Origin of the sequence: Geomicrobium halophilum (genome assembly GCF_014207655.1) — a bacterium.
GTDB lineage: Bacteria > Bacillota > Bacilli > Bacillales > Marinococcaceae > Geomicrobium > Geomicrobium halophilum.
Genome location: NZ_JACHHJ010000001.1, coordinates 171,256 through 186,121 on the forward strand (window position 1 = coordinate 171,256; position 14,866 = coordinate 186,121).

A 14,866-nucleotide genomic window follows, 5' to 3' on the forward strand; every position below is an offset into this window, starting at 1 on the left:
TTAATCACCTGCTTGCTGTTGCGTAATGTCGGTGGTGAATTTGTTGATGAATACTACATGTCAAAGTTGTTATGATCAGTTAAGCATCTACAATTGTTGAATATCACAAGCAGAAAATGATAATTATTCGAACTAAATTTTTGAGAGCCTGTTTTGATCAATTTTTTCAAATGAAGGCTCTTATTTTTTGCTGAAAATAATTCGGCGGTCGAGCTTTTCGACTATGTTTTCTCGTGAAGGAAGATGGTGATGTAAATAAAACTTAAGCCAATAAACAAAATGAACAAAATCAACAAAATAAACATTACGAGGATTATGTAGCTAATATTTATATCTTGTATATAGATATGCTAGATTTGTATTTATTGATAGTAGATATAGCAAAAGCAGTGCATAATTTCTTTTTTTTAATCGAGGTTGTATCCGCTTTCATAATGTTATTGAGGGAGTGAATGAGAAATGGAGCAAGATTTTTCAGTTGCACTGACAATCGTAGGTTTATTGATTATTTTCACGATCGTCGGGCTCCTTATTTGGGGAAAGATCAGTCCAATTGTAGGAATGACGCTCATCCCGGTTCTTGGTGCATTGGTTCTCGGATTCGGATTTGAGGATTTGCGAGAATTCTTTGCTTCTGGTGCCGATCAGGTGATGAGCGTTGTGATCATGTTTATTTTCGCTATTATTTTCTTCGGCATCATGCAGGATAGTGGATTATTTAATCCGCTTGTACGGGGAATGATTCTCCTCACGAGAGGGAATGTCGTTATCGTCGCGGTAGGAACAGCGGTGATCGGAACCTTTGCACACCTTGACGGCGCCGGTGCCACCACGTTTCTATTGACGATCCCGGCACTCCTCCCTTTATATAAAGAGCTCAACATGAGCAAGTATTTGCTGCTACTTATCGTCTCGTTAAGTGCGGCAATCATGAACATGGTTCCCTGGGGAGGGCCAATGGCCCGTACGGCTTCTGTTCTTGACGCCGACCTTAATCAATTGTGGTATCCATTGATCCCTTTGCAAATCGTCGGCTTTATCCTCGCCCTTGGATTGGCCGCCTTCCTGGGAATGCGAGAAAAGAAAAGGATTGCCAAGCGAGTGGAGAACGGGGAAATAGATCAGAGCGACGGTGTTGATGTGAGAGCCGTTGCTGATGACTTTTCCAGAAGGAAAGCAGAAGAGGCAGCAGCAGCTGAAGAAAAACCCGCCAAGCATCCGGCGATGATTTGGGTAAACCTCGCACTTACCATTGCCGTCGTAGCTCTTATGCTTTTCGATATTGCTCCTCCTGAATTTGCTTTTATGCTTGGTGTAGCGATTGCTTTACCCATTAACTATCCAAGAGTCAGCGATCAAATGGGACGCGTGCGCGCACATGCGCCTGCTGCCTTAATGATGGCCGCTGTCATTCTAGCTGCCGGTGTATTTCTCGGGGTTATGAATGAATCGGGAATGTTGGATTCCATCGCACTGGCTATGGTCAGCGTTCTTCCTGCCGCTGTCGGTCCTTTTATACACGTCATTGTTGGCGTCCTTGGTGTACCGATGGATTTACTAACGAGTACAGATGCCTACTATTTCGCGATATTACCGATCGTGGAATCGACCGCTGCCGAATTCGGGGTTCCGGCTTCTTCAACCGCTTACGCGCTGATGATCGGAAATGTTATCGGTACATTCGTCAGTCCGTTTGCTCCAGCCGTATGGCTTGCCATAGGCCTTGCCGGCGCTAATATGGGGCAGCACATTAAGTATTCTTTTTTCTGGATATGGGGCTTCAGTATCGTTATGCTCGTGATTGCTTATTTCATAGGTATCTTTACCATTTAAGTGATGTTGGATGGTATCGGATCCATTTTCTGCAAATGTTCCAGGGGCCAGGGGCTGTTACGTTACTCGTGCAACATTTCATAAGATATGTTTTCGGCATTCTTCCCGGTTCTAGAATGTATGAATGCTTGTAATCTTTTTCCGAAGTATTTAGGAATGAATGTCTGAAACACGCCGCTAGTGTCAAACACAATGCAAGCATCAGGAGGGTTACGGATGACACAATATTCCATTCCGTGTAGTGTCTATCGCGGAGGAACGAGCCGTGGTCTGTTTTTTCACGAGAAAGACTTACCTGCGAATCGCCAGGAAAAATATCGGGTTTTTCTAGAAGCGATTGATGCCTATAACCCATCACAAATCGATGGACTTGGTAGCGGGACAAGCCATACGAGCAAGGTTGTCGTGATCTCACCTTCCGGACAAGAAGATGCCGATGTCAACTATACGTTTTACCAAATCGGGATTGGGCAAGAAATTGTCGATGATAAGGGGACGTGCGGGAACTTGATGGCTGCTGTTGGCGCGTTTTCCGTCAATGAAAAGCTCGTCGAGCCTTCCGATGGTACTGGTGTAACGGTTCGAGCAGTGAATACAAACATTGGAAAAATCGTCTCGATTCATGTGCCGGCCGAAAACGGTGCGGCTAAAGTTCAAGGTGCCTTTCAAATGCCCGGAACCGCGATGCCCGGGGCAAAATATACCGTCCGCATTCTCGATCCCGGTGGCGGAAAGACCGGCAAAACTTTGCCACTTGGTAGTGTACATGAAGAGAATGACCGGGCTTATTCATTCGTTGACCTCGTGAATCCCTTTGTCCACCTAGAAGCGAGTGCTTTTCATCTGGATGGAACGGAAAGCAATGCCCGGATTAGCGACAATCAAGACCTGTTGGCTGCACTGGAAATCGTCCGGGCCGGATCAGCAGTTGCCTCCGGTATGGAGGAGACAATTGAAAATGCACGGAAAGCGCCTGCTGTTCCAAAAGTTACGCTCGTTGCACCTCCGCAGACCTACGTTTCTACATCGGGAACAATGATCAACAAGAAGGATATTGATATCATGGCTAAAATGATATCGATGGGAAAGGTACATCGTACTTTTGCCGGCAGTGGTTTGCTTAATCTTGCTGCCTCGACACTCCTGCCGGGGACAATTCCCAATCGGCTTGTAAGCGCACAGCCAAACGGAGTTGTACGTATTGGACATCCAGATGGTATCGCAGAGGTGATGGTTTCCCTCAACGATGAGGGAAATGACATTTCCTCTGTTGGATTAAACAGAACGGCACGGCTGATTATGAAAGGGGAAGTATATATTCGTGCATAGACTTCTTTAAATTTCAATATCCCGACCCACTTTCAGTGTGGGCTGGGATTTTTTTAATACCAAATTCACTAGCGTTGCATAAATATAGTAAGAAATCGAGCGAAAAAAGATAACTTTGAACAAAGGGTCGCTCTGTTCATTTGGTAATTTTATACAATAGCGTCTAATCTTCCATTTATTTTGATGGATCTGTTTGTAACTCTAGTGATGCAGTTACTATGAAAAATGCGTTAGCTAAAGAAGTGGAATGTATCTTTCCCTGAATTCTTCCATCAAAGGAAAAGTTCTTAGGCGAATGATCGAGAGCGAGCGAAACTGGATTCGGCGCGGGGGGGTTTTTTCGGCGAAGCAACACGTTTATTCAGCGCGTGACTTAGATAATTCGGCGCGCCGGGCATTTTATTCAGCGTTTTAGGAACTTTATCGGCGCGCTCGCCGGGCAGCATTAGCCGAAAGAAGAAAGAACTTCTGGCACGGAGCACTGGAAGTCAAAGCGCGAGCGGCTTGGTGATAAAAAAGCTAGAATGAAGAAACCTTACCGTGGGGATTAGCAAGTGAATAGGATTCGATCGCTTGCATTTTTCTTCGTTTCTCTTTATAATACGGACAATAAAGAAAAGCACGGAAGAGGACACGAGTGTCAGGATACGAATGACAGAGAGAAAAGCCGGCGGCTGAAAGCTTTTTATTACGGTCTTGATGTCTTACCCCCTCAGAGCTGCAATGAAGAACGGAGTTAGTATTTGTTGCCGTCCCGGGCGTTAACCGGATAAAGCGTCTTGCCTTTGGCGAGGCACTAGGGTGGAACCGCGGGTTAAGCTCGTCCCTATTTAGGGACGGGCTTTTTTGTGCTCTTCCTATTTTGTAATAACGTGAAGGAGATGAAGAAAAAAATGGCAGAGCAGTTAGCATTAACGTTTCCAGATGGATCTGTAAAATCCTTCGATCAAGGGGTGACATTAGAAGATGTTGCATCGTCCATTAGCTCAGGCTTAAAAAAACAAGCGGTGGCTGGGAAATGGAACGGGCAATCTGTGGATCTGCGCACCCCGTTAAGCGATGATGGAGAGATCGAAATTTTGACGTATAAAGATGATGAGGGGCTGAACGTGTTGCGTCATAGCAGCGCTCATTTATTGGCGCAGGCGGTGAAGCGGCTATACCCAGATGCTAAGTTTGGTGTCGGTCCTGTTATCGAAGGCGGCTTTTATTACGATATCAAATCAGAGCATACCTTTTCTCCGGAAGATTTACCGAAAATCGAAAAAGAGATGCAACGCATTATTGATGAAAATCATGAGATCTTGCGTAAAGAGGTATCTAGGAAGGAAGCAAAAGAGATATTCAAAAACGATGAACTGAAACTTGAACTCCTAGACGACATCCCTGAGGGTGAAACAGTTTCCTTATATGAACAAGGGGAGTTCGTTGATCTTTGTCGTGGTGTCCACGTGCCGTCGACAAGTAAGCTCAAAAAGTTCAAGCTCATGAATATTTCCGGTGCCTACTGGCGAGGTGACAGCAACAATCAGATGTTGCAACGCATTTACGGTACTGCTTTCCCGAAACAAAGTGAGCTGGATGAGCACTTGCGTCTGCTTGAAGAAGCAAAGGAAAGAGACCATCGTAAGCTTGGCAAGGAATTAGATTTATTTACGATCGATCAAAAGGTGGGCCAAGGGTTGCCGTTATGGTTACCGAAAGGGGCGACCATCCGTCGTACGATCGAACGCTACATCGTCGATCTGGAAGAGCGCCTTGGCTATGACCATGTGTACACTCCCCTTCTTGGCAGTGTGGATCTTTATAAAACATCAGGGCATTGGGAGCACTATCAGGATGATATGTTTCCAGCCATGGAAATGGATAACGAGGATCTTGTGCTGCGTCCAATGAATTGCCCTCATCATATGATGGTCTATAAACATGATATGCATAGTTACCGGGAGCTTCCACTGCGCATTGCTGAACTAGGTACCATGCACCGCCACGAGATGTCCGGGGCACTTGCTGGTCTGCAACGTGTACGTGCGATGACGTTGAACGATGCCCATATCTTCTGTCGCCCTGATCAAATGAAAGACGAGTTTTTACGCGTCGTTGATTTGATTCAAAACGTGTACAAAGACTTCGGGATTGAGGATTATTATTTCCGTCTCTCTTATCGGGATCCGGAGGATAAGGAGAAATACGTAGATAACGACGAGATGTGGGAAAAAGCGCAAATTCTTCTGAAAGAAGCGATGGATGAACGTGATGTGGAATACGTAGAAGCGGTTGGAGAAGCAGCGTTTTACGGACCTAAGCTTGACCTGCAAGTGAAAACAGCCCTTGGAAAAGACGAAACCCTTTCGACTGTACAATTGGACTTCCACCTTCCGAACCAATTTGACCTTACGTATATCGGGGAGGACGGCAAAGAACATCGTCCGGTAGTCATCCACCGCGGAGTTGTTTCAACGATGGAACGCTTCGTTTCATTTCTCATCGAAGAATATAAAGGCGCGTTTCCGACATGGCTTGCTCCAGAACAAGTACGGTTAATTCCGGTATCCCTTGATGCTCACAGCGATTATGTACACCAAGTAGAAGAAAGGCTTCAATTTGCAGGCGTTCGAGTAGAAGTTGATGTCCGGGAAGAAAAGCTGGGGTACAAAATTCGGGAAGCGCAAACGCAAAAAATTCCTTATACACTTGTTTTGGGTGATCAGGAGCAGGAAGCGTCTGCGGTTAATATTCGAAAACACAAAGAGAAAGAAACGGAGACGAAATCGCTGGATGCATTTGTCGATCACATTTCTAGTGAGATCCAAAAAGGACAATAAGTTCGCCATATGAATATTGAATCGGTAGATTATGAAAGCACGAAAGATGCGATTGTCCGGCATCTACAAGCCGATACAAAAGTGAAACGGCCAGCATTTGTGAATAGGGAAAAGAAACTGATCGGTTTCGCGGCCTATGAGAAAGGCGAAATCGTAGCTGGAATTAACGGAGAGATTTTTTGGAACAATATGCATCTCTCTCTTCTCTCCGTTAAACATTCCTATCAAGGCCAGGGATTGGGGAAAGCACTGCTAAAGAAAATGGAAGAAGAAGCAATGGTTCATTCCTGCCGCATGATGTATGTAGAAACGATGAGTTGGCACGCGCCAGACTTTTACAGAAGGTATGGTTTTGAAATCGTAGGAACGTTGGATGGCTACCCAATAGAAGGTGAATGTCAATATTACATGCGAAAATGGTTGGTATAGTTGGTAGAAGAAGGCTTTCCGGTAGCGGAGCCTTCTATTTTTGAATGAGAGTTCCATTTTGTGAAAAACTAGGAAGAGCCGACATGCATCCTTTAAAAAACGGAGGGATCCTATGTTTACATTTTCACAAGCTATCGTCCGCCAAGTAGGGAACAGCTACGTCGACGGTTTAACCGACTACGATTTAGGGACGCCAGATATTGAAAAAGCACGTGAGCAACATCAACAATACGTGGAAGCGTTGCAATCCTGCGGGCTTCGTGTAACGGTTCTTGAGCCAGATGAAGAACATCCTGATTCCATTTATGTTGAAGACCCTGCCGTGGTAATTCCGGAATGCGCAATTTTGACAAACCCGGGAGCCCCAGCGAGGACGGAAGAAAAATATGAAATGGAGCCGGTCTTGAAACGGTTTTACGAAAAGGTCGAAGTCATGAATACACCTGGATACTTGGACGGCGGGGATGTCATTCAGGTAGAAGATCATTTTTATATTGGCCTTTCTGATCGAACAAACGAGGATGGTGCCGAACAATTTCGAGACATTGCGGCAAAGTATGGATATACGACTTCTTTTATCCCCGTCAATAATTTTCTTCATTTAAAGACAGGCGCAACCTATATTGGGGATCAACATGTGCTTGTGGCTGGAGAATTCATCGAGGGACCTGCTTTCTCATCACTTAAAAAAATTGTCGTTCCAGACGATGAAGCATACGCGGCCAACTGTCTTCGTATCAACGATTGTATCTTAATGCCAAAAGGGTACCCTGATACATACAAACAAGTAGCGGGTCTCGGATACCCTATCATTGAATTAGAGGCGTCGGAATTCCGGAAAAAAGAGGGAAGTTTGACTTGTCTTTCGCTAAGGTTTTAAACAGAAGGGTGGCCAGGGCTAAATATCTACTTTTTGATCAAGACGGCACATGCCGTTTTCTAGTCAACACAGCCCGGCTCACCTACTCATCATCAATGAACGCATCCTGTGGAATAAAATGGATGATCTTACGTCGTTCGTCATTTAAGACGGCCAACTACTTTCATAAGCAAGATCTATACCAACCAAATAAAATACACGATAAAAATAACGAGCAAAAAATACATGATAGGATGAATTTCTTTGTAAGCCCCTTTTACAATTTTTAAAATAGGATAAGAGATAAACCCTAATGCAATTCCATTAGCAATACTATAGGTTAGGGGCATGGCAATAATTGTTACGAAGGCAGGTATGGCATATTCCATATCGCCCCATTTTATTGAGCCCAAAGAAGAGGCCATTAAAACTCCAACAATGATTAATGCGGGAGCCGTAACAGATTCAGTAACAACTTCCAAAAGCGGTGATAAGAATAAGAACAAGAGAAAGCACCCCGCTGTAACCACTGAAGCAAATCCTGTACGTGCGCCGGCGGCAACACCCGCAGCAGAATCAATATAAGAATTGGTGTTGGATGTACCTAAGATCGATCCAAGGACAGAAGCGATAGCATCAGCTCCTAATGCTTGTTTAGCCCGTGGTAAATGATTATTCTTAAGAAATCCTGCTTTTTTAGCGATTGCGATAAGTGTTCCGGTTGCATCAAAAAAGTTCACGAACAGAACGGTGAAAACTACCGTGAATATTTCTGGTTCAAGAACGTTTGGCAGGTGGGTAATGGCTGCACCAAAAGTGGGGGCTAAACTCGGCACGGAAGAAACCACTTGAGAGGGGAGAGGAATTAACCCAGTAATGATTCCAGCCGTAGCGGTAATGACCATGCCGAAAAAAATAGCAGCATGAACCCCCCGCACCATCATTACGGCAGTTACAACAAAACCAAACATAGCCAATACAGTAGTCGGATCAGTAAGTACACCGAGCGTCAGTAGCGTTTCACCATCTGCAGCAACAATTCCTGCATTTTGTAATCCAATAAAGGCGATAAACAATCCGATACCCGCAACAGTCGCTTCCTTTAATTGGGGAGGAATAGCATTGAGAACCTTTTCTCTTAATCCCGTTAATGTCATAACGAGGAAGATCAATCCTGCTACCAGCATACCAGCAAGTGCAGTCTCCCACGGAACTCCCATACCTATGACAATCGTGTATGCAAAAAACGCATTCAAACCCATCCCGGGTGCTAACCCAATCGGATAATTGGCCCACAAGGCCATAATAATACACGAAATAGCTGCCGTAAGGCCTGTAGCCACAAACACAGCCCCATCATCCATCCCTGCATCACTTAAAATCGCTGTGTTAACAAACAGTATATACGACATAGCCATGAAGGTTGTTACTCCACCTATGGTTTCCCTTTTGAAATTCGTATTTCTTTCTCTGAAACCAAAATATTGTTCAATTTTATTCCCTTTTGGTTCTTTGTTTTTTTGAATTTGAGGTTCTAAGTTTGAATTCATATTTTTCCTCCATTGTGTACAATTATAAATCACGTTAAAAGTAACGCACCCTCCTGGTGGGATATCTAAACTGACTTAGAAGAAGCCTCTAGAAACATTACGTTTCATTAAAAGGTTGTTCAAAGAATCCGGGAAAACAGCTTTCTATCTCTTCGTCGTTACTAGCAGGATGCTCGAACTTGCGTCTCCTTGACTCTTTATTCCTTCTTTCTGAACACGCTCTTTAAACACTTAAAGAGCGGTTTTCCCAGGGATAGAATTATAAGTCTTTTATGAGTGATAGGGGAGGGTTGATTCGATAAACACATCCATAATCCCTCCGCAAATTCCGCCATCTTCATAAAGAAGGCCTTCTGTTAGGTCAACTTGGTGCTGTTGAGGTTTTCCTGTTTCAATAACAAGAAGTGCTTTTTCAATGACTTCACCTTCACCGCAGCCACCGCCAATTGTGCCGTGCAATTTACAGTCGGGATAAACAATCATTTTTGTGCCTGTTTTTCTAGGAGTGGACCCTTTTGTCCGTATGACAGTAGCTATAGCTGCTTTTTGTCCTTGCTTACGGAGAGACATCACTTTCTCATAAAAATCTAGATGATTCATTTTCTATCCCTCTCATAAAATTTCAGTTTTTCATAGTCCTGGATTTTCTCTCGCTTTGATCGACCGGGCGAGCTGTTTTGGACTTTTAATATTTCCGCCATAATGCTGATAGCAATTTCAGCGGGTGACTGGGCTCCGATATCCAATCCAACGGGTGAGTATATGTTTTTAAAATGATGATGGGTAAATTCACTTTTAAGCTGTTCAAAAACACCGGCAATGCGCCTTCTGCTTCCGATCATTCCGATATATGTTGTTCGTTCTTGAGCTTTCAGTTGTTCTTCGCGTTTGAGTAATTCCTGTAGACTGATGACATCGAACTTGTGTCCACGGGTAAGAAGTAAAATGTAAGTTTTAGGTGTGATACGGACTTCTCTGAAGAAATCAAGATAAGACATGCAAATAACCTCATCGGCTTCCGGGAATTTTTCGCGATTTGCAAATGCCTTTCGATCATCAATAACAGTGACATAGAACCCGAGCATTCGTCCAATTTTCTCCACGGGTTCAGAAACGTGTCCCGCCCCAGCTACAATTAGACGGGAAGGGGCAGGGAAGACTTCGATGTAACATTCTACTTTTGCCGTTTCCCATGGAAATGTAATGGACTTTGTTTGTTGTTTCAATAACAATGGCAGGCCATGGGCAACCAGCTCATTGGAAAAAAGTTTTGAGTATGCATTGTCGCTAAATATGCTCCCGTCAGACCAAAGTAACGATTTTGTCCCAATTAGATGAATGTTGGTGTGTGAAGTTATCGTCATCAAGGCAACCTCATGTTGCTTCTTCAGTGACTCAGACAACTTCTCAAATAGTTTGGTGCTGAGCAATTATGATCACCTCGATGAGATAGGAGCTGACTTATTCATGGGTTTCATTGCTTCAAAAATTCGTTCCGGGGTGGCAGGTAAATGCCTGACCCTTGCACCGGTTGCATCGTAAATCGCGGACATAATCGCTGGAATGATCGGGATCATGACCACTTCGCCAATTCCTTTGGCGCCAAATGGATTTGTCGGTTCAGGATCTTCGACGGGGATGGTTTCAATCTCTGGTGTTTCCCTTATGGTTGGGAAAATATAATCGGCGAAATTTTTTGTTTTATGGTACCCTTCTTCGATGGCGACATCTTCGTACAACGTATATCCGATCCCCATAATGGCGCCACCTTCTGTTTGTCCTTCAAGACCTTGTAAATTCATAACTCTGCCGCAATCCGGTATGGATACAACACGCAAAACATCTGTTTCTCCGGTTAATGTATCTACCTCCACCATAACGACGTGTGTCATGTACCCGTAAATATGATGGGGGGCTCCACCGGAACCTTTGATTTCTTCTTTCTCTTTCGGTAGATAGAAGTGTCCGTTTACTTTGGTAGATGCTTTGGCTTTCGATAAATAATCGTAAATTTCGATAAATGTAAGAGAATTGGAAGGATCTTTTTTATCAATCACTGTACTATTTTCGATTTCCATATTTTTTGCTGGCGTATGAAGTATTTCAGCTGCTGTTTCTGCGAGCAGTTGAATCATCTGTGGTGCTACCGTGGCGATAGCTTTTGAGCCGGTGTATATGGACCTAGAAGCAGTGACCGTACCACCGTCTAGCGTCTCAGAAGTGTCTCCCTGAACAACCGTTATGTCAGACATGTCGCAGTGAAGCATCTCGGCACAAACTTGGGCGTACACCGTTCCATTACCGGTGCCGATTTCTTCACATCCGACTGCGACTTTCAAGCGGCCATCAGGAAGTAATTCGATGGAAGCCGCACCGTAATCAGGTGTTCCAATGCCCATTCCCACACCGTGAAAGGAGGTTGCAACGGCCACACCTCTTTTTTTCCACGGTTCACTCGGTTGTTTCTTATAGGATGCACGGTTGACCCACAAGTCGCAGTTTTGGGCCTTATCCAATGTTTGGTGAGTACCGACGCTAGATTTGACAACGTGTCCGATACTTGAGGTTTCACCTTGACGGTAGGCATTTATCTTTCTGATTTCAATGGGATCCATTCCGATCTTTTCGGCGGTCATATCGAGATGTGTTTCAATGCCGACACAGACCTGGTTAACACCAAAGCCTCGAAAGGCACCGGCAATGCCGTTATTGGTATACACACAAAACCCTTCAATATCAACATGGGGAATTTTGTATGGTCCGCACGCATGCTCGACGGCCAATGCTATCACGGCCGGACCTAGAGAAGCATAAGCACCTGTATCTGCAACCGCTCTTACTTGATTGGCAATGATGGTTCCGTCTTTTTTTGCGGCGGTTTTGACTTGAACTTTAAAAGGATGCCTTTTCATACCGGCTTGAACGGATTCTTCCCGGCTCAAATGAATTTTCACGGGACGGCCGCCGCTATGCAGTGCTAATAATGCAAGATAGATTTGCACAGTGATTTCATCTTTGCCGCCAAAAGCGCCTCCGTTAGGGCTGGAGATGACATGGATGCTTTCCGGGTTCAATCCAAGGGCACGCGAAATCTGCAAACGGTCTCTGTAGGCATACTGCCCAGGGCATTGAATGGTCAATACACCGTCTTCCTCAAGCATTCCCCAGCCGCCTTCAGTTTCTATGAAAGCGTGCATTTGACGCGGCGAGTAATACGTGTTTTCAAAAATATAATCAGCTTCCTCAAAAGCCTGGTTCACATCTCCATTGTTGATTTTGACGTGACTGTGAATATTACCGTCCGGATGCAGTTGTGGTGCTTGCTCGGTCATGGCGTATTCAGCATCTGCTACAACCTCCAACGGTTCATAATCAACTTGGATGAGATTGAGGGCTTCTTCGGCAATTTCGTTTGTTTCCGCAGCAACGAGTGCAACAGCATCCGCGGTACATCGGACAACGTCTTCACAAAGAACAGGCTGATCGGGTGTAACAATACCAAAACCGTTAAAACCTGGAATATCACGATAAGTTAATACACAAATAACGCCGGGTAATACTTTCGCTTGGGTTGTGTCGATGTTTGTAATTCGGGCATGAGGATATTTCGCTCTCAGCACTTTTCCCCATACCATGTTAGGGTAACTTCGGTCCGTCATGTATTGGAGCTCTCCGGTTACTTTTTCAGGACCATCGATACGAGGAACTCGTTTACCAATCCATTGAAACCGGTCACTAGAAGTTTCTTGCCGATGCTTTTTACCAATGGGATTGTTAACTTTAATGCTCATTTGTTCTCCCACCTTTTCATTAATCGATATAACCCTCTTTCTAACAGGGCGCTCGCCATATCTTTTCTGTAGTTTGCTGAAGCACGAATGTCAGAAATTGGGGCGACTTCTTTCCAAGCAACCTTTGCAATGTTTTGGATCATGTGCTCATCTAGAGGATCCAATAAGAGCATGGACTCACATTTTTTTGCACGGATGATGGTCGGCGCCACTGAACCGAAAGCCAATTTCCCGCCAATACATTGTCGTGTTTGCGCTTTTATTTTTAGCGAAGCAGTAAAATTCACGATGGAAATTGATTGTGCTTTACGCGGCCCTAATTTTTCGAATATGCCAATTTCATTTTTTTCTTGGGGTCGGATCACGATATCCGAGATCATTTCGTCGGGTTTTATTACGGTTTTGCCAGGGCCGATAAAAAAATCCTTAATAGGAACTGATCTTATTTGGTGAAGGGAACTTAATTGAATGTGGGCATCCAATACGTAAAGCGCAGGAATGGTATCGCCGGCAGGGGAAGCGGTCCCTAAATTGCCACCTAAAGTGCCCATATTTTGCATTTGAGTGGCACCGACTTCTTTCGCGGCAAACGTTAAAACATCCGCTTTACTTTGTAGAAGTTCGGACTTAACAATATCGGTGTGTGTCGTCAGGGGACCAATGTGTAGGCCACTGGCATCCTCACGAATGTAGCGAAGTTCTTTCAGGCCTTTGATATTAATCCAAATATCAGGCATCCAATTTCTATCCTTCATGCGAACGACCGCATCTGTTCCCCCGGCGATCAGCCGGCTGCTTTTTTGTTGGTCAGTAAGTGCATGTAAACATTCATGAACGGACGTCGGTGAAATCATTTCCATTTCCGATACCTTCATCAGGATTCTCCTTTCGGCTTTTTGAACTGTGACCAATAGTCATTGGGGGTGTTAAGGTTAAACAGAATATTAGGATCATCTACCTCCAAATGGGATACTTGATGACTGAATTTTTGTAATATACTGCGTAAACCTTTGGTTTCTTCATTGACATTTAGTAACTCTTGCCTAAAATTATTGTGAAATAACACAGGGTGTCCGCGTTTTTGTTGATACACAGGAACAACAATAGGTGCGTTTGTTTTTTTGAAGTGATCGATGATCAAGTTCAAGGTAATCTGTGAAACCGGTTGGTCTACAGCACAAATTAATATTCCTTTTGCCTTAGCGTTTGCGGCCTCGATGCCTTTTCTAATCGATGAACTTTTCCCTTCGTAAAATCGATGGTTCCAGACAATTTGTACGTCATAGGATTGAATCATTTCTGCGATTTTTTTATGCTTGAAGCCTGTTACAATAAGGAGATCTTTGACTCCAGTATTCTTGAGTTGAGTGATTTGATACTCGATCAGACTTTTCCCTTCCCACGGCAGGAAAGCTTTTAATGTGCCCATGCGTGTAGAGCGGCCAGCGGCTAATAAAATAGCGGAGCAGTTGTGGTCATTTATCATTTCATTTCACCGCGTAAAAGGGATTCTGTATTTTTGCAGCCGTCTGAACGGCTTTGATGATTTTTTGGTAACCAGTACAGCGACACAGATTCCCGCCAAGAGCGGTTTTCACTTCATCAGTTGTTGGTACGTGCTCAATACTGTTTAAAAAAGATTTAGCGGCTACGATGATCCCGGGTGTACAATAACCGCATTGGGTCGCACCTTCGTTTATAAATGCCTCTTGCACAATGTCCATGTTTTCCCTAAGTCCGACTCCTTCAACTGTGATGATGGTTTCATTTTCAATTTGTCCGGCTAATACGAGGCAAGAACAAATCACCTCATCACCGATCATGACCGAACACGACCCACATTCCCCCTTACCACAGCATTCCTTACTACCTATCAATTCCAGGTCTTCCCGTAATACATCGAGGAGTGTTTTGGCTGGTGGACATTGAACATTACTTTCTTTGCCATTTACATGAAATCGAATGTTTTTCATTAGTAAACCTCCTAATTTTAGCATCTTTACATATCGTTAAAGATGTGGATTCCTTTTTAAACAATGAAAGAATATCGAAAGAAGATCGGCATAAGGCATCTCCAAGCGATGTAGCATAATGATTGGTCTAGGCATTAAAAAAGCTACAAAAAGGTTTCCAAAATAGAAGGAAGCCCTTTTCGTAGCAAGGAAATTTACGGTTTCCTGTAGAGACCCTCAATCCGATTATTGAGGCTATACGAAAGAGTAAAGTTGTTGTTCTATTCATGCATTTAAA

General features: G+C 44.1%; 12 protein-coding genes, 1 riboswitch and 1 other annotated feature. Of the genes, 5 read left to right on the top strand and 7 right to left on the bottom strand.

Features of this window, described 5'->3' with window-relative positions; translation table 11 throughout:
* The first annotated feature begins 459 nt into the window (after positions 1-459).
* The 5 genes from HNR44_RS00845 (at position 460) to HNR44_RS00865 (ending at position 7,296) form a co-directional block, all read left to right on the top strand.
* The gene (locus tag HNR44_RS00845; protein ID WP_184402244.1) at positions 460-1,833 is read left to right on the top strand and encodes a CitMHS family transporter; all 1,374 of its coding nucleotides are present in this window, start codon (positions 460-462) and stop codon (positions 1,831-1,833) included.
* 216 nt (positions 1,834-2,049) lie between these two features.
* A complete protein-coding gene (locus HNR44_RS00850; RefSeq protein ID WP_184402245.1) occupies positions 2,050-3,162 on the top strand; it encodes a PrpF domain-containing protein in 1,113 nt (370 codons plus the stop codon).
* 613 nt (positions 3,163-3,775) lie between these two features.
* Positions 3,776-3,993: a binding site (T-box leader), on the top strand.
* 62 nt (positions 3,994-4,055) lie between these two features.
* Positions 4,056-5,987 carry a threonine--tRNA ligase gene (gene thrS / locus HNR44_RS00855; protein ID WP_184402246.1) on the top strand — a complete coding sequence of 644 codons (1,932 nt, stop codon included), beginning with the start codon at positions 4,056-4,058 and terminating at the stop codon, positions 5,985-5,987.
* A gap of 9 nt (positions 5,988-5,996) precedes the next feature.
* Positions 5,997-6,416, top strand: a complete 420-nt coding sequence (locus HNR44_RS00860) for a GNAT family N-acetyltransferase (RefSeq protein ID WP_184402247.1) — start codon at positions 5,997-5,999, stop codon at positions 6,414-6,416.
* Between the two features lie 112 nt (positions 6,417-6,528).
* Positions 6,529-7,296: a dimethylarginine dimethylaminohydrolase family protein gene (locus HNR44_RS00865; RefSeq protein ID WP_184402248.1), complete on the top strand. Its 768-nt coding sequence runs from the start codon at positions 6,529-6,531 to the stop codon at positions 7,294-7,296.
* A 176-nt stretch (positions 7,297-7,472) separates the two neighbouring features.
* Here the strand turns inward: HNR44_RS00865 and HNR44_RS00870 are convergent, their stop codons facing one another.
* The 7 genes from HNR44_RS00870 to HNR44_RS00900 all read right to left on the bottom strand — a co-directional run bounded on the left by HNR44_RS00870 (position 7,473) and on the right by HNR44_RS00900 (position 14,589).
* On the bottom strand, positions 7,473-8,768 hold the full coding sequence (locus tag HNR44_RS00870; RefSeq protein ID WP_184403491.1) for a solute carrier family 23 protein: 1,296 nt from the start codon (positions 8,766-8,768) through the stop codon (positions 7,473-7,475).
* 327 nt (positions 8,769-9,095) lie between these two features.
* Positions 9,096-9,425 (bottom strand): XdhC family protein, encoded by a 330-nt coding sequence (locus HNR44_RS00875; RefSeq protein ID WP_184402249.1) that lies wholly within the window; start codon positions 9,423-9,425, stop codon positions 9,096-9,098.
* Positions 9,422-10,189, bottom strand: coding sequence for an XdhC family protein (locus HNR44_RS00880; RefSeq protein WP_184402250.1), 768 nt, complete (start codon positions 10,187-10,189; stop codon positions 9,422-9,424). Before HNR44_RS00880 ends, HNR44_RS00875 begins: the two co-directional genes overlap by 4 nt.
* A gap of 72 nt (positions 10,190-10,261) precedes the next feature.
* On the bottom strand, positions 10,262-12,616 hold the full coding sequence (locus tag HNR44_RS00885; RefSeq protein WP_184402251.1) for a xanthine dehydrogenase family protein molybdopterin-binding subunit: 2,355 nt from the start codon (positions 12,614-12,616) through the stop codon (positions 10,262-10,264).
* Positions 12,613-13,491 (bottom strand): FAD binding domain-containing protein, encoded by an 879-nt coding sequence (locus HNR44_RS00890; RefSeq protein WP_184402252.1) that lies wholly within the window; start codon positions 13,489-13,491, stop codon positions 12,613-12,615. The genes HNR44_RS00885 and HNR44_RS00890 overlap by 4 nt, the downstream gene beginning before the upstream one ends.
* Complete coding sequence (locus HNR44_RS00895) at positions 13,491-14,102, bottom strand: nucleotidyltransferase family protein (protein WP_184402253.1); 612 nt, start codon at positions 14,100-14,102, stop codon at positions 13,491-13,493. Before HNR44_RS00895 ends, HNR44_RS00890 begins: the two co-directional genes overlap by 1 nt.
* A 1-nt stretch (position 14,103) precedes the next feature.
* On the bottom strand, positions 14,104-14,589 hold the full coding sequence (locus HNR44_RS00900; RefSeq protein WP_184402254.1) for a (2Fe-2S)-binding protein: 486 nt from the start codon (positions 14,587-14,589) through the stop codon (positions 14,104-14,106).
* A gap of 162 nt (positions 14,590-14,751) precedes the next feature.
* Positions 14,752-14,851: riboswitch (purine riboswitch) on the bottom strand.
* Positions 14,852-14,866 lie beyond the last annotated feature (15 nt).